Origin of the sequence: Methylopila sp. Yamaguchi, assembly GCF_002897035.1 — a bacterium.
Classification (GTDB): Bacteria; Pseudomonadota; Alphaproteobacteria; order Rhizobiales; family Methylopilaceae; genus Methylopila.
In genome coordinates this window covers 222470-241283 of record NZ_BAUX01000006.1, presented here as the reverse complement: position 1 = coordinate 241283, position 18814 = coordinate 222470, and the positions used below count along the sequence as shown (strand labels likewise).

At 67.7% G+C, this 18814-nt stretch carries 14 protein-coding genes and 2 tRNA genes; 6 read left to right on the top strand and 10 right to left on the bottom strand.

Annotated elements, in window-relative coordinates:
• Together METY_RS09540 and oxlT are read right to left on the bottom strand one after the other, a co-directional pair.
• Positions 1 to 253, bottom strand: a 253-nt coding sequence (locus METY_RS09540; protein WP_346433153.1) for an ATP-grasp domain-containing protein, incomplete at its 3' end; no start/stop codon positions are given.
• A gap of 244 nt (positions 254 to 497) precedes the next feature.
• Positions 498 to 1820 carry an oxalate/formate MFS antiporter gene (oxlT, locus tag METY_RS09535; RefSeq protein WP_103121146.1) on the bottom strand — a complete coding sequence of 441 codons (1323 nt, stop codon included), beginning with the start codon at positions 1818 to 1820 and terminating at the stop codon, positions 498 to 500.
• 880 nt (positions 1821 to 2700) lie between these two features.
• On the opposite strand from oxlT, the gene oxc reads away from it, so the two are divergent.
• The 3 genes from oxc to METY_RS09520 all read left to right on the top strand — a co-directional run bounded on the left by oxc (position 2701) and on the right by METY_RS09520 (position 6952).
• On the top strand, positions 2701 to 4419 hold the full coding sequence (gene oxc, locus METY_RS09530) for an oxalyl-CoA decarboxylase (RefSeq protein ID WP_103121163.1): 1719 nt from the start codon (positions 2701 to 2703) through the stop codon (positions 4417 to 4419).
• A gap of 175 nt (positions 4420 to 4594) precedes the next feature.
• Positions 4595 to 5872: a formyl-CoA transferase gene (gene frc, locus METY_RS09525; protein WP_103121145.1), complete on the top strand. Its 1278-nt coding sequence runs from the start codon at positions 4595 to 4597 to the stop codon at positions 5870 to 5872.
• Positions 5873 to 6016: 144 nt separating this feature from the next.
• Positions 6017 to 6952 (top strand): methionyl-tRNA formyltransferase, encoded by a 936-nt coding sequence (locus METY_RS09520; protein ID WP_103121144.1) that lies wholly within the window; start codon positions 6017 to 6019, stop codon positions 6950 to 6952.
• Between the two features lie 12 nt (positions 6953 to 6964).
• Here METY_RS09520 and METY_RS20850 read toward each other — a convergent pair whose 3' ends face one another.
• Complete coding sequence (locus METY_RS20850) at positions 6965 to 8227, bottom strand: DUF6030 family protein (protein WP_146035702.1); 1263 nt, start codon at positions 8225 to 8227, stop codon at positions 6965 to 6967.
• 312 nt (positions 8228 to 8539) lie between these two features.
• Positions 8540 to 8616 (bottom strand) — tRNA-Pro (locus METY_RS09510).
• Positions 8617 to 8836: 220 nt separating this feature from the next.
• On the opposite strand from METY_RS09510, the gene METY_RS09505 reads away from it, so the two are divergent.
• Together METY_RS09505 and METY_RS09500 are read left to right on the top strand one after the other, a co-directional pair.
• Entirely contained in the window at positions 8837 to 9145 is a 309-nt protein-coding gene (locus METY_RS09505; RefSeq protein WP_103121142.1) for a hypothetical protein, read from the top strand.
• A gap of 43 nt (positions 9146 to 9188) precedes the next feature.
• On the top strand, positions 9189 to 9371 hold the full coding sequence (locus METY_RS09500; protein ID WP_103121141.1) for a CsbD family protein: 183 nt from the start codon (positions 9189 to 9191) through the stop codon (positions 9369 to 9371).
• 90 nt (positions 9372 to 9461) lie between these two features.
• Here METY_RS09500 and METY_RS09495 read toward each other — a convergent pair whose 3' ends face one another.
• Complete coding sequence (locus METY_RS09495) at positions 9462 to 12794, bottom strand: ATP-binding protein (protein WP_160147338.1); 3333 nt, start codon at positions 12792 to 12794, stop codon at positions 9462 to 9464.
• 530 nt (positions 12795 to 13324) lie between these two features.
• On the opposite strand from METY_RS09495, the gene METY_RS09490 reads away from it, so the two are divergent.
• Positions 13325 to 13543: a hypothetical protein gene (locus METY_RS09490; protein WP_103121139.1), complete on the top strand. Its 219-nt coding sequence runs from the start codon at positions 13325 to 13327 to the stop codon at positions 13541 to 13543.
• A 223-nt stretch (positions 13544 to 13766) separates the two neighbouring features.
• On the opposite strand, the gene METY_RS09485 is transcribed toward METY_RS09490, so the two are convergent.
• The 5 genes from METY_RS09485 to METY_RS09465 form a co-directional block, all read right to left on the bottom strand.
• Positions 13767 to 13842 (bottom strand) — tRNA-Lys (locus METY_RS09485).
• An 85-nt stretch (positions 13843 to 13927) separates the two neighbouring features.
• Positions 13928 to 15430: a tripartite tricarboxylate transporter permease gene (locus METY_RS09480; RefSeq protein ID WP_103121138.1), complete on the bottom strand. Its 1503-nt coding sequence runs from the start codon at positions 15428 to 15430 to the stop codon at positions 13928 to 13930.
• A gap of 12 nt (positions 15431 to 15442) precedes the next feature.
• On the bottom strand, positions 15443 to 15895 hold the full coding sequence (locus METY_RS09475; RefSeq protein WP_103121137.1) for a tripartite tricarboxylate transporter TctB family protein: 453 nt from the start codon (positions 15893 to 15895) through the stop codon (positions 15443 to 15445).
• A gap of 96 nt (positions 15896 to 15991) precedes the next feature.
• Complete coding sequence (locus tag METY_RS09470; RefSeq protein WP_103121136.1) at positions 15992 to 16963, bottom strand: tripartite tricarboxylate transporter substrate binding protein BugD; 972 nt, start codon at positions 16961 to 16963, stop codon at positions 15992 to 15994.
• A 288-nt stretch (positions 16964 to 17251) separates the two neighbouring features.
• Positions 17252 to 18802 carry a 2-isopropylmalate synthase gene (locus tag METY_RS09465; RefSeq protein ID WP_103121135.1) on the bottom strand — a complete coding sequence of 517 codons (1551 nt, stop codon included), beginning with the start codon at positions 18800 to 18802 and terminating at the stop codon, positions 17252 to 17254.
• Positions 18803 to 18814 lie beyond the last annotated feature (12 nt).

Sequence of the window (18814 nt, the reverse complement as noted above, 5' to 3'; positions counted from 1 at the left end):
GGCGGACGTTCGCCTTCACCTCATCCACAGAGCGCGACAGCCGAACGCCGCCAGCCTCGCCAGCCTCAGGCTCAACGAACTTCCCCTTGCCGCGGCCGCCCGCGTGAATCTGCGACTTCACCACCCACACGGGTCCGCCGAGAGCGTTCGCGGCGTTCTCGACGTCGTCGAGGGAAAAGATCGGGAAGCCGTTCGGCACGGGCGCGCCGTGCTCACGAAGAATGCTCTTCGCTTGGTACTCGTGAATGTTCATCAAGCGCTCTCAGCTAGAGAAGGAGGCGTTGCGGCGGCGGATCCGCCCGGCGGGACCGAAGAAGGCGTCGAGGATGCGTCACGTCTTCTGCCGCATCTCGGCGCGAAGCTCGATCGTCATTTCGGCGGGGGGCCGGTCGAAAGAACCTCTCATGAAAAGGCCCCCGGAGCCGAAGCGCCGGGGGCCGAGGAGCCGCGGACGGACGCGCGGAGGGCTAGCGCGCCCGCGGACCGCGGGAACCGTATCAGGCGGTGGCGACGCGCGGCGCAGGCGCCGTGTCGGTCTCGGCCTGAGCCTTCGCGACCACCGACTTGCGCCAGGGCTTGAGCACCGCGACTGCAAGGATCGAGGCCGCGATGTTCGCGCCGGCGGCGATCAGGAACACGCCGTCCCACGAGCCCTGAGCCTGCTGCATGTAGTTCGCGAAGGGCACCAGCAGCGCCGCCGTGCCCTTGGCGGTGTAGAGCATGCCGGCGTTGGTGGCGGCGAACTTCGAGCCGAAGGTGTCCGTGCAGGTCGCCGGGAACAGCGAGTAGATCTCGCCCCAGGCGAAGAAGACGAAGCCCGACAGCAGCACGAACCACACCGGATCCGAACCCCAGAGGTAGAGCAGGTAGATGCCGATGCCTTCCATCGCGAAGGCGATGAACATGGTGTTCTCGCGGCCGATCTTGTCCGAGATCCAGCCGAAGAAGGGGCGGGTCAGTCCGTTCAGGATGCGGTCGATGGTGGCGGAGAAGGTCACGACCGTCATGGTCAGGCCCACGAGCGTCACGTCGACTTTGTCGATGTGCAGGTCCGCGGCGATCGGCTTCAGGTTGGCGGTGATCATCAGGCCGCCAGCGCCGACGGCGACGAACATGGCGTACATCAGCCAGAAGATCGGCTGGCGCAGCACTTCAGTCGGGCGGTAGTTGCGGCGGCTCTGAGCGTTCGCGGCGTTGAACGCGACCGCGGGCGTCTGGCCGGATTTCGGCGCGACGAGGAGGATCGCCATCGCGCAGATGATCACGGCCTGGCCGATGCCGAAGTTGATGAACGCGGCCTGATAGCCCGAGTTCGCGATCATAGACTGGATCGGAGCGACGGTCAGCGCCGCGCCGGCGCCGAAGCCGGCGGCGGTGATGCCGGCCGCAAGGCCGCGCTTGTCGGGGAACCACTTCAGGGCGTTGCCCACGCAGGTGCCGTAGACGGCGCCGGCGCCGATGCCCGCGATCACCTGGCCGAGGTAGAACTGGTTGAGCGAAGAGGCGTAGCCGTTGATCACCCAGCCGACGCCGCACAGGACGCCGCCGAAGATCACGACCACTCGCGGACCGTACTTGTCGACGAACCAGCCTTCGACCGGCACGAGCCAGGTCTCGAACAGCACGAACAGGGTGAACGCCCACTGGATCGCCGCGCGATCCCATCCGAACTGCTTCTGAATGTCGGGGACGAAGAACGTCCACCCGTATTGCAGGTTGGCGATCATCACCATGCAGATGACGCCGATGGCCAATTGCGTCCAACGATAGGCGTCGCTGACGCGGTGGCCGGGCTCCCCGGCCTGTAGCGCTGTGGTCATTTCCTACCCCTGAGAATTTTTCTCATTACGTGGCGTTGCTCGCTCACTGGGGCCATCTTGGTATCCGTTATGCCAAACGTGCAAGGGACGAAATGTTCGTTCGTCCTTACGCTGCGCTGCACAACAAATGTCCAATAACGAGAAAAAGGCGCCCGGTCGTGGTCTACTGGCGCACCTTAAACGGAGCGCGTTGCGCTTTGAAAACGACGCCTTAGTCGAATGCGAAATTGCGTCGCTGCGACGCTTCGACGCTTAGAGCGCCAAGGGCTCTCAGTGTCCGACCAAGCGGACGCATACCCGTCGCGACCGCAGGTTGAGCCTGATCTGGAGAGCTCGTCGACCCCGGTGAACCGGGGCGCCAATACGGGTCTTGCGACGCCCTCGGGGGAACAGCCTGCCCGCCGCTTTTATTAAACGAAAGTATTGGTCGCGATGTATTTGGCATGCCAGCACTGCTCACGAAACCGAGAGAAAGCTGTTTTCCGCCCGTAGCTTTTGCGATGCAGCATGGGTCAATAGGCCATGCGGTCGCAGGTCTCGTTGACGTTTCGTATCTGGCATGCCAGATTTTGGCGCACCTGATGACGAGCGTTCCGAACGGCGCGACAGGCGGACCGGAGGCGGCCTTTCAGCCTCTCGCCCGGCGCGAAACCGGAGCGTCGTCTGCCCCCCGCGCTACCGCGCGGAAAAGCGAGGAACAGCGGCCGAAGAGCCGAAGCCACGCGATTTCGAAGTCTGGCAGGCGCCTCATCGCGCCGCTTCGAGAATTGGGCCGTTCGTCGGCCTCAACGCAAAAAAGCCCCTGGAGGAATGTCCCATGTCGAGCGCCGCAGCCCTTAAAATCGAATCGCCCGCCGAAGAACGGAACCTCGCCCCGGTGATGGACCCGCAGATCGCCGCGGAGCCCGAACTTACCGATGGCTTCCACCTCGTCATCGACGCGCTGAAGCTGAACGACATCACCACGATCTACGGCGTTCCCGGCATTCCGATCACCGACCTCGGCCGCCTCGCTCAGGCCGAGGGGATGCGCGTCATCTCCTTCCGCCACGAGCAGCATGCGGGCAACGCCGCAGCGATCGCCGGGTTCCTCACCAAGAAGCCCGGCGTGTGCCTCACCGTTTCGGCGCCCGGCTTCCTGAACGGCCTGACGGCGCTCGCGAACGCCACCACCAACTGCTTCCCGATGATCCTCATCTCCGGCTCGTCCGAGCGCGAGATCGTCGACCTGCAGCAGGGCGATTACGAGGAGATGGACCAGCTCGCCATCGCCAAGCCGCTGTGCAAGGCCGCCTTCCGCGTGCTGCACGCGGAGGACATCGGGATCGCCGTCGCCCGCGCGATTCGCGCCGCGGTGTCCGGCCGTCCGGGCGGCGTCTATCTCGACCTGCCCGCCAAGCTGTTCAGCCAGGTGCTCGACGCGGACAAGGGCGCAAAGTCCCTCGTCAAGGTGATCGACGCCGCCCCGGCCCAACTCCCCGCCCCGTCCGCCATCAAGCGCGCGCTCGACGTCCTCAAGAGCGCGAAGCGTCCGCTCATCGTCCTCGGCAAGGGCGCGGCTTACGCCCAGGCCGACGACCTCGTGCGCGAACTGGTCGAGCGCACCGGCATTCCCTACGTGCCGATGAGCATGGCGAAGGGCCTGCTGCCCGACACCCATCCGCTGTCTGCCGGCGCCGCTCGTTCGACCGCGCTGAAGGATTCGGACGTGGTGCTGCTGGTCGGCGCCCGGCTGAACTGGCTGCTGAGCCACGGCAAGGGCAAGACCTGGGGCGCGCCGGGCTCCAAGAAGTTCATCCAGATCGACATCGAGCCCAAGGAAATGGACTCGAACGTCGAGATCGTCGCCCCGGTCGTCGGCGACATCGGCTCCTGCGTCGAGGCGCTGCTCGCGGGCGTCGACTCGAGCTGGCCGGCCGTGCCGTCCGAATGGACGGAGACCCTGAAGGCCAAGAAGGAGGCGAACGTCTCCAAGATGGCCGCGAAGCTCGGCAAGAACGCCGCGCCGATGGACTTCCATGGCGCGCTCGGCGCGCTCAAGAAGGTGATCCAGGAGCGGCCTGACGCGATCCTCGTGAACGAGGGCGCGAACACGCTCGACCTCGCCCGCGGGATCATCGACATGTACCAGCCGCGCAAGCGCCTGGACGTCGGCACCTGGGGCATCATGGGCATCGGCATGGGCTTCGCCATCGCCGCGGCGGTGGAGACCGGCAAGCCGGTGCTGGCGGTCGAGGGCGACTCGGCCTTCGGCTTCTCCGGAATGGAGGTGGAGACGATCTGCCGCTACAACCTTCCGGTCTGCGTGGTCGTCTTCAACAACAACGGCATCTACCGCGGCACGGACGTGAACCCGACCGGCGGCGAGGACGTCGCCCCGACGGTGTTCGTGGCGGACGCCCGCTACGACAAGATGATGGAGGCCTTCGGCGGCGTCGGCGTGAACGTGACCACGCCGGATGAGCTGAAGCGCGCGGTCGACGCCGCGATGGACTCAGGACGTCCGACGCTCATCAACGCCGTGATCGACCCCGCGGCCGGCACGGAGAGCGGCAACATCGGCAGCCTCAATCCGCAGAGCGTCGTCAAGAAGAAGTGACGCGCCTTGCGACAGGTCTCCGGCGATGAGCCGCCGGAGACCAAGAGTCGCATGAGGTATATCTAATACCAGAGCCGCATTGACGGCGCGGTCTCCGCGCCGTCATCTGGCCGTGACAACCGTCGACCGGGCGCCTGCAGGGTCGACGTGACGGAATGAGAGACAGGGAAGCATTATGAGCAAGGCTCTCGAAGGCGTCCGCGTGCTGGACTTCACCCACGTCCAGTCCGGTCCGACCTGCACGCAGCTCCTGGCCTGGTTCGGCGCTGACGTGATCAAGGTCGAGCGCCCCGGCGTCGGCGATGCGACCCGCGCGCAGCTGCAGGACATTCCCGATGTGGACAGCCTCTATTTCACGATGCTGAACCACAACAAGCGCTCCATCACGCTCGACTCGAAGAACGCGAAGGGCAAGGAGGTGCTGTGGCGCCTCGTGAAGGAGTGCGACGTGCTCGTCGAGAACTTCGCGCCGGGCGCGCTCGACCGGATGGGCCTCACCTGGGAGAAGATCCAGGAAGCCAATCCGCGCATGATCCTGGCGTCCGTGAAGGGCTTCGGCCCCGGCCGCTACCAGGACTGCAAGGTCTACGAGAACGTCGCGCAGTGCGCGGGCGGCTCGGCCTCGACCACCGGCTTCCGCGACGACATTCCGATGGTGACCGGCGCCCAGATCGGCGATTCCGGCACGGGCCTCCATCTCGCGCTCGGCATCGTCACCGCGCTCTTCCATCGCACCCATTCCGGCAAGGGCCAGCGGGTGGACTGCGCCATGCAGGACGCCGTGTTGAACCTGTGCCGCGTGAAGCTGCGCGATCAGCAGCGTCTCGCCCACGGCCCGCTGCGCGAGTACAGCCAGTTCGGCGAAGGGATCGAGTTCGGCGACGCGGTTCCGCGCGCCGGCAACGACTCGGGCGGCGGACAGCCCGGCCGCATCTTGAAGTGCAAGGGCTGGGAGCATGATCCCAACGCCTATCTCTACTTCATCACCCAGGCCCCGGTGTGGGAGCCGATCTGCGACATCATCGGCGAGCCGAGCTGGAAGACCGATCCGAACTACGCGACTCCGAAGGCGCGCCTGCCGCATCTGAACGAGATCTTCACGCGCATCGAGGCGTGGACCATGAAGCACGACAAGTTCGAGGCCATGGACATCCTCAACAAGTACGACATCCCCTGCGGGCCGATCCTCTCCATGAAGGAGATCGCCGAGGACGAGTCTCTGCGCCAGTCGGGCACCGTCGTTGAGGTCGATCACCCGACCCGCGGCAAGTATCTGACGGTCGGAAGCCCGATCAAGCTCTCGGGCAGCCCGGTCGAGGTCGAGCGCTCGCCGCTGCTCGGCGAGCACACCGACGAGATCCTGCGTCAGGTGCTGGGCTATTCCGACAACGAGATCGCGGAGATCGAGGGATCGGGCGCCGTGGGCCAGATCCAGCGCCTCGCGGCCGAGTAATCACCGCTCCTTGCGGCCCGCCCGCCGCGTCTTTCCGGGATGGACGTCCAAAACGTCCCGGGAAGATGCGGCGGGCGGTTTTTTATGTCGGGCGGTTCCGCTACGCATCTGTTCCGGCGCCGCCGCCAGAACGGAGATTGATCCATGCGCATCGTGGTCCACGGTCAGCAGGCCTTCGGCAAGGCGGTCCTGGAGGCGCTGCTTGCGCGGGGCGAGACGGTGGTCGCGGTCTATGTCGCCCCGGAGAAGGAGGGCCAGAAGCCCGACCCCCTGAAGGAAGCGGCGCTCGCCCATGGCCTCGAGGTGCGCCAGCCCGCGTCGTACAAGTCGGACGAGGTCGCGGAGGCTTTCCGGGCGCTCGAGCCGGACCTGCAGGTCATGGCCTTCGTCACGCTGTTCGTGCCCTCGAGCTTCCTGAACATCCCGACCCACGGCTCGATCCAGTACCACCCCTCGCTGCTGCCGGCCTACCGCGGCGCTTCGGCCATCAACTGGCCGATCATCAAGGGCGAGGCCGAGACCGGGCTCTCGATCTTCTGGCCCGACGACGGCCTCGACACCGGCGATGTGCTTCTGCAGAAGACCACCCCGATCGGCCCGAAGGACACGCTCGGCTCGGTCTACTTCGACCGGCTGTTCCCGATGGGCATCGAGGCGATGCTTGAGGCCGTCGATCTGGTGAAGGCGGGGACCGCGCCGCGCATCCGCCAGGACGAGGACAAGGCGACCTACGAGGGCCTCTGCCGCGCGGCGAACGCCGAGATCGACTGGGGCAAGCCCTGGGAGCAGATCGACCGCCTGATCCGCGGCTGCAACCCCTCCCCCGGCGCCTGGACGACGCTGGACGGCCAGACCGTCAAGATCCTCGAAGCCGTCCCGCTGCCCGCCAAGACGCCGAAGGACATCGGCGGCAAGCTCGGCGAAGTGGTCGGTCTGGACGAGGACGGCGGCGTCCTCGTCGTCTGCGCGGATGGGCGCTTCCGGATCACCCGCGTCCAGCCCGAGGGCGGCGCGAAGGCCCCCGCCGGCGAATGGGCGGCCGCTGCGAACCTCGCGACCGGCGTCCGTTTCGGGCTCTGACGGGGTTCCCCGTCAGCGCCACGGCGGCGCGGGGACGAACCGCGCCGGATCGAGGATCGCTCCGTCGTCGTAGAAGGTCATGAGCACGTTCAGGCGGACTTCGGCGCCTTCCTCGCGCAGCAGTTCGTAACGGGCCCCGTGCTCCTCCAGCCGGAGGCTCGTCTTCTGCGCGATCGCCCGCAGCACCCGCTGCGGCGCCCGCCAGCCGAACGTCGCGTGGAGGCCCTCGACAGCATCGGTCGCCGTGCGGGTGACCTCCCGGTCGTCGCCAGGCTTCAGCACGTTCAGCTTCAAGCGGACGACGTCGACCGCGGTCGGCCGCCCGCCGCGCAGGGTGACGATCAGGCTCGATCCGCTGTCCCCGAGCGCCTGATAGGCCAGACAGTACCAACCCGGCGACGTCGGAAGGGGTCCGGGGGTCACCGGCGCCTCGGGCAAGCCGAGCTGCCGGAGCCGCCCGCAAAGCTGGGCGGGCGTCGCCTCCAGGCGGCGCATGAAGCGAGTCGGACGCGCGAACGGCTCCCGCAGCCAACCCTTGTCGAAGGCGGGCCCCGGCTCTTCCGCCGGCGCGGGCTCAACCGCGGCCGAGGGCGCGACGACGTCGGCGGCGGCCGGGACCGGCGCCGGGGCGACATGAACCTGGCTCGGGTCGTCGATCAGGCCGGTCTGCGCGGAGATCCGCCAGATCGCGAGCGCGAACACCAGCAGCACGCCCCCGAGGGCCGCGCCGCCGAGCGCCGCCGGCGCCCACGCACGCGCGCGCCCCCTTGGTCCAGGCGATTGCGGTTGCGACCGAGGGCTCCGTCGGCGGGCGAGGCCGCGCACCGCCCCGGCCGTCGCCGAGGACCGTCGACGGACCGCAAGCGCGACGGCGCCGACGGCCGACCTCATGCGCGACGCCGCGTCGCCGCGCCGCCGCACAGGGACGACCGGTCGCGTCATGACCTTGGGCTTGGAGCCCGACGGGGGGCTGGTGCTGCGCAGCCGTCTCGTCGCCTTGTCGCTGGCGGCGACGAGGACCGCGCGCGCCGAGCGCGACCAGCGGGCGCCATGGCCCCTAAGTCGTCGGGAGAGGGCCGCGACGGCGATGCGAAGCCCGGCGGGGCTGCGCGACTTACGGGGCCCCTTGGGACGGGCGGACGAAGCGGTCCGCGCCTTGGCGGCGACCTTGACCGTCCACGCCTTCACCTCGGCATGCGAACGTCCGGCGGCCCAGCGCGCCGCTTCAGCCTGCGCCCGCAGCCAAGCCAGGGACCATTCGATCCAGCGCGTCACCGTTGTCGCCGCCCGCCTCGCACATCCGCTTGCATCGCGGACCAAAGCTCCGGACGCCACGCCCGCCGATCCATGCGACGCCGGCAAAGCCGGGTCAACGGCGCCGAGCCCAACGGTCGACGACGTAAGCGGCGGCCGCCGCCGCAAGGGTGATCAAGCCGCTCTTCGTGGCCAAGACGAGAACAGGTTGTCGGTTGCACGACGCCTTGCCGGCCGACGACGCTTGGTGACGTGCATGCTTTGCGGGTCGACGAGCGCCGTATCGCCCAAGCCGGGCGGCGGATCGGGATATCCGCGACAGCGTAAGTCGGCTGGTCGGAGTGGCAGGATTCGAACCTGCGACCCCCTCGTCCCGAACGAGGTGCGCTACCAGGCTGCGCTACACTCCGCGGCCGACGGCGGCCCTTATAGGAGGGACCGCGGCGCTCCGCAAGCGGGCAAACGCATGCGACGCCTCCCCTTTTTCACAGCCGCGTTTCTCAAGAGGCGTCCCCGTGCAAGGCGACGGATGGAACTCCTGTTCCAGCCGCACGTTTAGCCGCCACTCCCGCCGCCGACGGCGGCGCTGGTCCGGCGTTGAACGCCGGACGACGAAAGGACAGAAGCGACATGGCGGATCCCAACATCTCCGAGAAAGTCGACGATCTGGCCGACGGCGTGAAGTCCGCCGGGCAAACCGCCGCGGAACGCGCCCGCGCGGCGGGCGAGAGGGTGGGCGACGCCCTCGATGACGCAGGCGATTCGGCGGAGCGCAACCTGCGCCGCGCCAACCGCCGCGGGCGAACGGCCTACGCCGAGGCCGGAGACCGCTTCGAAAGCGAGTTCGAAGGGTTCGAGAACACCATTCGGCGCAATCCGCTTGCGGCCACCGGCGCGGCGCTGCTTGTCGGCGTCGTCCTGGGCCGGTTTTTCCTCTGAACCAACGGAAAGATGAGGCGCCAAGCGCCGAAGGGAGAACGACATGGACAAGAACACTGTGAAGGGCGCCGTGAAGGAGGCCGTCGGCAAGGGCAAGGAAGGGCTCGGGAAGGCCACAGGCAACGTCCGGCTCGAAGCCGACGGCAAGGCCGAGCAGGTTGAGGGCAAGGCCCAGAAGACCGTTGGTAAGACCGCGGACGCCGCACGGTCGGCCCTCAGGCACTGAAACATCTCAACCGGCGCTCGCCGAACTCGGCTGGCGGTTCCGGATTGATATTGGTAAAGGCCGGTCGCCCTACGACCGGCCTTTCTGCGTCTAGGCCAGCCCAGTCCGCCGCGCCGCCTCGCCGCCGGTCGAATCGAACTGGCCGACGAGGCGCTTCACGGCGTCCACCAGCGCTGTAAGCGAGGTTCGCGACTTCGTCAGCGCCGCGGCGGCCTGGGGGGCGACGTCGCCGTCGACGTCGTGCGCGGAGAAGATGATGGCGGGGATCGGCCGCGGCGTCGTCGCCTCGAGATCCGCAAGCAGCTCGAGCCCGCTCCCGTCGCCGAGCGCCACGTCGATGATCGCGAGATCGAAGGCGGTGTCCACAAGCCGGGCGCGCGCCTCGATCAAGCTGCGCGCGGACACGACGTCAGCGATCGGCATGACGGCCGCGGCCACCACTTTGCAGAGGTCGGCGTCGTCCTCGACATGCAGGATCCGGGGCCGTCCCCCGCGCGGTCTCAACCGGTCGCGCAGGAGGCTTGAAAGGCGCTGGACGTCGACCGGCTTCTCGAGCCAGGCCACGACGTCGAGCATGGCCGCGCGCGCGTCGCGGCGACCGGCGTCCGCTTCCGCGGAGACCACGATGATCGGCGTCGTCGCAGTCGCGGGGGACGCGCGCAGATCCCGGATCAGCGTTATGCCGTGGCCATCAGGGAGCCGCAGGTCGACCAGGATGGCCTGGACGTCTCCGGTCGCCGCAGCTTTCGCGCTTCGTACGGTCGTGGCGAGTATGGTGCGGAACCCGGCGTCGGAGAGCTGTTCGGAGAGGATCGCGCCGATGATCGCGTCGTCCTCGCACACGAGGATGCAGGGCCGTCGGTCCGGCGCGGATCGTGTCGCTTCGCGCTCGTCCCGCACCCGCGGCAGCCGCACCTGGAACTCGGCGCCCTCGCCCGGCTCGCTGACAAATCCGACTGACCCAGCGTGCCGCTCCACGATCTCCTTGACGATGGCGAGGCCGAGCCCCGTCCCGCCCTTGCGCCGGCTGTCGGACCCGTCGGCTTGGGCGAACTTCGAGAAGACGTGCGGCCGGAACGCGATGGGGACGCCCGGGCCGTGGTCGCGCACCCGCAGCCGCGCGGCGGCGCCGTCCACGTCGACGACGACGGTGACGGTCTCGCCTTTTGGAGAAAACTTGATCGCGTTTGAGATCAGGTTTGTCGCCACCTGGCTCAGACGGTCGGCGTCGCCGCGCACGATGATGGGCTCCGGTCCGCACAGAACCTCGACCTGGACGTCAAACGACTGGGCGTAGCCCCTGAGGCTCGTCACGGCGTCCTCGACCAAGGCTTCCAGCGCCACCGGGCCGAGATCGAAGGCCATGCGGCCTGCCTCGATCTTCTCGATGTCCAGGATGTCGTTGATGAGCCGGACGAGGCGCAAGCTGTTGGCATGAGCGATGCCGATCAGATGCCGCGCCTTGTCTCCCAGCGGACCCGCGACCCCCTCCGCGAGCAGGCCGAGCGAGCCGGCGATCGAGGTGAGCGGAGTCCGCAGTTCGTGGCTGACGGTCGACACGAACTCGGTCTTCATGCGCTCGACGCGCTTGCGCTCGCTGATTTCGCGCGCGCTGACGAACACGCGTTCGACGCGCCCGTCGGCGTCTTTCAGCGGCACGTAAACGACTTCGTAGGCGGCCGGAGCGCCGTGCATGACCGCTTCGCGCTCGGCCGAGAATGGCTGGCGGGCCTCGACCGCCGTGCGCAGATCCGCCTCGAGCGCGAGCCCGGTTCCGCCAGGGAAAATCTCCGCGGGCGTCCGCCCGACGACGTCGTCCTGCCGCAGGCCGCTCGCGTGCACGGCCGCGTCGTTCCAGGTCTCGAGCCGGAACGCGCCGTCGGGCTCCACGCGAACGATCGCCTTTGAATCGGGGGAATGATCGAACAAGCCGCGGAACAGAGCCTCCGCCTCGACCAGACGGCGCTCTCGATCGCGGATCGCCGCTGAGGTCGCCGTCAGCGCGCGGCTCAACATCCCGATTTCGCCCCGGGCCCCCGCCAGCGAACCCTCCTCCGAATCGTCGCCCTGAAGCCGCTGGGCGTAGGTCGTGAGCCGCCGCACGGGGCGAAGAACCAGCATTTCGGCGCCCAGGACGCCAAGCGCGAGTGAGGCGGCCAGAAGGATGCTGATCAGGCCGAGACGGCGGTTCATCCGCGCGTCGATCGGCTCGACGATCTGCCGCTTGGGCAAGCCGACGATGAGGCGCCCTTCGCTGAAGGCCAGGGGGCGCTTGACGAAGACGAAAGGCTCGCCGCCCTCGCCCGGCCCCTCGAACGCGGCTTTGCTGGCCGTGAGCATCTCGGCCGGCGCGCGCGCGAACGCCGGCGCGCCAATCTGATCGCGGTCGTCCGGCCGCCGGGCAATGACGACGCCGTGCTTATCGACGAGCGTCAGCACGGTGTCGCGGTCGCCTCCCGCTGAAAGCCGGTCCAGCGAGTCTCCCAGAGCCTCGAGGTTGATGATGGCGCCGATGAGCACATTGCCGCCGCCGGGAAGCAGCAGAGGCTGAACGACCGCGATCGACGCGCGCCGCTGCACCTTGGTGACGATGTAGCCGCTGACGGTGAAGCTCTGGGCCGCGAAAGCTTCGCGGACATAGTCGCGATCGCCAAGCGAGACCGATCGCTCCGCGCGCCTGGGGGCGCACAGCACCTCGCCGGAGCGTCCAACGACAAACAGCGACGACGTCAGCCCATACAAGCTGGCGAAGCGGGCAAGGGTCGCGTCGCAGGCGGGTCCGGGCGTGCGGATCTCCGCAAAACGCGCGAGGAAGACCAGCGTGCGCCGCACCTGCTCGATGACCGCGTCCTGTTGCTCCACCCCGAGGCGAGCGAGACCCGCGAGCCGCGTCTCCGCCTGCTTCAACGCGATGTCGCGCTCTGCGCTCGCGAAGTACACCGTGAGCGCCGCGAGCGGCGTCAGCGCCAGCACGCCGACCGGCGCAATCCGCCAGCGCAGCGTCGACGACTGCCGCGCCAGTCCGATCGCGAGATGAAGCAGCGCCAGCGCCGTTGCGCTCGGCAGGGACACCACGCCGAAGCCTGCGACTGCGGCGAGCGCGGCGGGCTTCATCGCATAAAGCGCGAGCGCGAAGACGGCGATCGCGACGCCGACAAGCCGGAACGCCTGGCGCAGGTTCTCGGCGAGGCTGGATTCCACGTTGGCGAGCGCCAGAGCGAGCGCGGTGCACAGCACGGCGAGGGCCGGAGCGTAGGCGAGTTGCTCTCCGCCGATCCCGCTCGAATAAGCGAACGTCAGAAGCTGCGCCACGCACCCGACGGCGACCAGCGTCGCGAGCGCGGCTCCTGCCCTCTGGAACGAGCGCATCGGCCCGTAGACGCCGGCCCAGGCCGCAGCCAGCAGCGCCAAGGCTCCGTCCACCCACGCCGCGTCGAACCTCGAAGCCGGAGCGGCTGTGTTGAGATCCGGCCAACCGAAGGTCGCGTTTAGTCCGGAGAGGACCGCGACCACGCCCGCGGCCGCCGCGCAGCCGGCCGCCGCCCAGTCGCGTGGCTTCGTAGGATGCGATCGAGACGACATCGATGACCGGTTGGCCGCGTGATCGGGGAACGGCACGCTACGACGGAAACGCACGGGTTGGGAATCACCCGGTTGCGGACGTCGTCAGCGCCGAGTGGGCAAGTGCGCTAAGCTGCTCCCGGCCGGTCGACGGCGCGAGACCGAGCTGGCGGAGCGATTCTCTCGAAGAATGGTCGTTCACGTCGGGGCGAGGCGAGCGGCCGGAGCCGCATGGCGGCCTCGGCGCATGCGCCGGACCTCGCGCAAAGAGGACGGTTCGAGGGCTTGCCCCGTCTCCGTCCTTTCTTTAGCCCCGCGGGATTGCTTCCTCGCCGATCACGCTACTTCCTGCGGACGATCGCAGCGCGCACGGCGCATCAGGCAAGGCAGACATGACCGATTCCAACGAAACCGAAATCGACGAAGCGCGGCGCTCGATCGTTTCGCTCCTGCATCAGGAGTTCAACAATCACACGCTCGGCAAACTCGATCCCTATGACTTCGGCAACGCGGTCGCGCCGTTGGTGAACGCGCTCGCGGCTCTGACCCTCATGCAAAAGGAGCAGCCGCACAGCGCCGGTCTCGGAGAAGCCAGCCGCTCCGACGACTGAGGTCGGGTGCGCGAAGAAGCGTCCGGCGGCTCGGATCCGCTGGACGTTCGGCCCCTCGGGCAGGCCGTGCGATTGCTCTGCTTGATCACTAAGGGCGCCGCTTGGCGGAAGGTCGGGCCGACCGCCGCTTGCTAGATGAACCAAGCAGGCCGGTCGTTGGCACAACCACATGACGTCCGCTGGGAACGTCTCGATGATGCGGCGGTAAACACCAAGAAAGACTTGGTGGGCGCACTAGGGCTCGAACCTAGGACCCGCTGATTAAGAGTCAGCTGCTCTACCAACTGAGCTATGCGCCCGATCGAAAAGTGACGTTCGGGACGCCGCATCGCTTCGATGGCGCGGGATGTAACAAACCATCCCGCGCCTGTCTAGCCTTGTCGATCACTCTTCCTGGAAAACCTCGTCGCGCTTTTTGCGCACGGAGGGGAGGAAGACGACGACGAGCACGAGGACCGCCACAATGAGCAGGCCCGCGCTCAGGGGCCGGGTGAAGAACACCGTCGGATCGCCACGGGAGATGGTCATCGCGCGGCGCAGATTCTCCTCCAGCATCGGTCCTAGAACGAAGCCGAGCAGAAGGGGCGCCGGCTCGCATTCGAGCTTGACCAGCACATAGCCGAGCAGCCCGAAGGCGGCGACCGCATAGAGGTCGAACGCGTTCGAGTTCACGCTGTAGACGCCGATGCAGCAGAAGGCGAGAATAGCCGGGAACAGCACCGTGTAAGGCACCGTCAGCAGCCGCACCCACAGCCCGATCAGCGGCAGGTTCAGCAACACCAGCATCAGGTTGCCGATCCACATCGAGGCGATGACGCCCCAGAACAGCTCCGGCTTCTCCACCGCGACGTTCGGCCCGGGCTGGATGCCCTGGATGATCATCGCGCCGATCATCAGCGCCATCACCGGGTTCGCCGGGATGCCGAGCGTCAGCATCGGGATGAACGAGGTCTGCGCGCCAGCGTTGTTCGCGGCTTCCGGGGCCGCCACGCCCTCGATCGCGCCCTTGCCGAAGCGTTCGGGCGTCTTCGAGATGCGCTTCTCCACGGTGTAGGCCGCGAACGAGGACAGCACCGCGCCGCCGCCCGGCAGGATGCCGAGGATCGAACCAAGCGCCGTGCCGCGCACGACCGGCGCCCACGCCGCCTTGAAGTCCTCCTTGCTGGGGAAGAGGCCGGTGACCTTCTTCACCATCACCTCGCGGTCGCTCTCGTCCTCGAGGTTGCGCAGAATTTCGGCGATGCCGAACACGCCGACCGCGACCGCGACGAAGTTGACCCCGTCGGCGAGCTCCAGGAAGCCCATCGTGAAACGCTGGGCGCCGGTGTTGACGTCCGACCCAATGAGACCGAGCAGAAGCCCGATCACGATCATGCCGAGCGCCTTGATGACGGAGCCGTGCGCGAGCGCGACCGACGCCACGAGGCCCAGCATCAGAAGCGAGAAGTACTCCGCCGGGCCAAACTTCAGCGCGACTTCGGTGAGCGGCGGCGCGAACAGCGCGATCAGCACCGTCGCCACCGAGCCGGCGAAGAACGAGCCGAGCGCGGCGGTGGCGAGCGCCGGACCCGCCCTGCCCTGCTTGGCCATCTGGTAGCCGTCGATCGCGGTCACGGCCGACGAGCTCTCGCCCGGCAGGTTGATCAGGATCGCGGTCGTCGAGCCGCCGTACTGCGCGCCGTAATAGATGCCGGAGAGCATGATCAGCGACGTCGCCGGTTCGAACCCGAAGGTGATCGGCAGGAGCATCGCAATGGTCGCCGTCGGGCCGATGCCCGGCAGCACTCCGATCAACGTGCCGAGCAGCACGCCGATGAAGCAGAACAGCAGGTTGACCGGCTCCGCGGCGGTCGCGAGGCCAAGCCCGAGATTTTGAAGGATCTCCATCTCAGCCTCGCTTTAAAAGGTCAGCCAGGGGCCGATCCGCTGGACCGGCAAACCAAGGCCATAGCTGAACACCACAACGCAGAAGATCGTCAGCCCGACGGTGAGCGAGGCGGCCATGACGAACGTGGCGCGCCGGCTGGCGTAAGCGGAGATCGCGACCACGAGCGCGGTCGCGGCCGCGAGGCCGAGGCCCCGAAGCGTGAGGCCGAACACCACGGGGGCGCCGAGGATCAGGATCAGGCCCCGCCAGGGCACGCCGGTCATCGGCGACTGCGCCTTGCCGACCGCCTTGAAGAGAGTAACGAAGCCGATGAAGCCGAGCACCCCCGCCAGCACCAGCGGGAAGTAGCCGGGGCCCATCCGCAGCGCGCTGCCGATCGTCAGCTCTTGCGTGCCGAGGGCGAACAGCCCGGCGATCACGATGAAGATGACGCCGGCCGCGGCGTCACGTGTGTTGATTTGCATGGAATGGCCTCGGGAACGAACGCGTCGACCCGCATAAGCGGGCGCCGAATAGAACGGGAGCGGCGGGTCGCCCCGCCGCTCCCGGCTCCAGAGAGGTCAGTCGGCGTAGACGCCGGCGGCTTTGATCACCGGCGCCCAGCGGGCGATCTCGGAGGTCAGCTTCGCCTTCAGCGCCTCGGGAGTCGCATCGGCCTCGGACGAGGGGACGGTGCCGAGATCGGCGAAGCGCTTGACGACGTTCGGATCCTTCAACGCCTTCTGGAGCGAGGCCGAAAGCTTCGCGATGATCTCCGGCGAGGTGCCCTTGGGGGCGTAGACGCCGTGCCAGATGCCGACCTCGAAGTCGGTGAGCCCGCCTTCGGCGGCCGTCGGCACGTTCGGCAGCGCCGCGAGGCGCTCCTTGGTCGTCGTGGCGTAGGCCTTGATCTTGCCGCCCTTGATCTGATTCGTCGTGTTCGTGGTCTGGTCGCACATCAGGTCGACCTGCCCGCCGACCAGATCCGTCATCGCGGGACCGGTGCCCTTGTACGGCACGGTCGTCAGCGGGGTCTCGATCTTCGACATGAACAGCATGCCGCAGAGGTGCGACGCCGCGCCGATGCCGGCGTTGGCGTAGGTCACCTTGTCCTTGTTGGCCTTCGCATACTCCACGAGCGCCTTCATGTCGGCCGGCTCGAAATTGGCGCGGGCGACGATGGTCATCGGCACGTCGGTGACGAGGCCCACGTAGTCGAAAGCGTTGAGCGTGTCGTAGGGCAGCTTGCGGTAGAGCGTGGCGCTGGTCGACATGCCGATGTGGTGGAGCAGCAGCGTGTAACCGTCCGGATCAGCCTTGGCGACGCGGCCTGCGCCGAGCGTTCCGCCGGCGCCGCCGACGTTTTCGATCACGATCTGCTGGCCGAGGTCCTTGCTCATGGCTTCCGCCACGAGGCGGCTGACCGTATCGGTCGGGCCGCCGGCGGAGAACGGCACGATCATGGTGATCACGCGGGACGGATAGGTCTCGGCGACGGCGGAGCCCGTCAGGACACCGAAGGCCGCCACGGCGGCGGCAAGCGACTTGAACATAGGAATTTCCCTCCTCACGCCCCTGTGACGGTCGATCGCCCGCCTATGGGGCGGCGCGTCTCCGTAGCTCTTCCCGATCCGCGCATTACGCGTCTTGATGGGCTGCTCGCTTATCGATGATGCTTAAGTCGAACGCAACCGATCGAGGCGAGATTGCGGCGGCGCACCATGAACGCAAGCCCGTGATCGGCGGTTTTACGATCGCGCGTCATCGAGCTGATGCCAAGAGGTTGAACGAAAAGAGGCCGCCTTGCGGCGGCCCCTAAGCAGTTTCCGGTATGCCGACGATCAGGCCCGGATCGCGGCCTGCGCGTTCAGGCTGACGCGCTTGGTCGCGAGCTTGTTCAGGGCCGCCACATAGGCGCGCGCGGAGGCGACGAGCGTGTCGGGATCGGCTCCGCGGCCGGTCACCGTTTTGTCGCCCTCCTCCAGCCGCACCGAGACCTCCGCCTGGGCGTCGGTGCCTTCGGTTACAGCGTGGACCTGATAGAGCGCGAGTTGCGCCTCATGCGGGACCACGCGCTGGATCGCGTTGAAGATCGCGTCCACCGGACCGTTGCCGACCGCCTGGACCGTGGTGTGAACCCCGTCGATGTCGAGCGTCAGAGTGGCGGACTGCGGCCCCATGGTGCCGGCGATCACCGTCAGCGACAGCACTTTGATCCGGTCGTTGCCGCTCGCGATCTGGTTGTCGACCAGCGCCTCGATGTCCTCGTCGTAGACGTGCTTCTTGCGGTCCGCGAGTTCCTTGAAGCGGGTGAAGGCGTCCTGCAGCGCGTTCTCGCCGAGTTCGTAGCCGAGCGTCTTCAGCTTGTCCTTGAAGGCGGCGCGGCCGGAATGCTTACCCATCACCAGCGAGGTCTTGGACACCCCGACCGACCCCGGCGTCATGATCTCGTAGGTCTCGGAGTGCTTCAGCATGCCGTCCTGGTGGATGCCGCTCTCATGCGCGAAGGCGTTCTTGCCGACGATCGCCTTGTTGTACTGCACCGGGAACGAGGTCGCGGCGGAGACGAGGCGCGAGGCGCGCGTCAGCAGCGTCGACTCCACGCCCGTCTCGTAGGGCATGGCGTCCCGGCGCACCTTCAGCGCCATCACGATCTCCTCGAGCGCGGCGTTGCCTGCGCGTTCGCCGATGCCGTTGACGGTGCACTCGATCTGGCGCGCGCCGCCCGCTACGCCCGCCAGCGAGTTCGCGACCGCCAGGCCGAGATCGTCATGGCAGTGCGTGGAGAAGATCGCCTTGTCCGCCCCCGGGACGCGCTCGCGCACCTGGACGAACATCGCGCGGTACTCGTCGGGCGTCGCGTAGCCGACCGTGTCCGGCAGGTTGATCGTGGTGGCGCCCGCCTTGATCGCGGCCTCGACCGCCCGGCAGAGGTACTCGATCGGGGTTCGGGTGGCGTCCATCGCCGACCATTCGACGTCCTCGACCAGATTACGCGCCTGCGCCACGGTGGCCGAGATGATCTCCAGCACCTGCTCCTCGGTCTTGCGCATCTGGTGCGCGAGATGGATCGGCGAGGTCGAGACGAAGGTGTGGATCCGCGGGCGCCGAGCGAATCGCACCGCCTCGCCGCAGCGGGCGATGTCGGCGGGGATCGCCCGGGCGAGTCCGGCGATGACGGCCGCGTCGGAGCGGCGGGCGATTTCGGCCACGGCTTCGAAGTCGCCGTTCGAGGCGATCGGGAAGCCGGCTTCGATGACGTCGACGCCCATCCGGTCGAGCAAATGGGCGACGTCGAGCTTCTCCTCGAACGTCATGGTGGCGCCGGGGCATTGCTCGCCGTCGCGCAGCGTGGTGTCGAAAATGACGATCCGGTCGGTGGATGCGGTCATCGGAATAGGTCC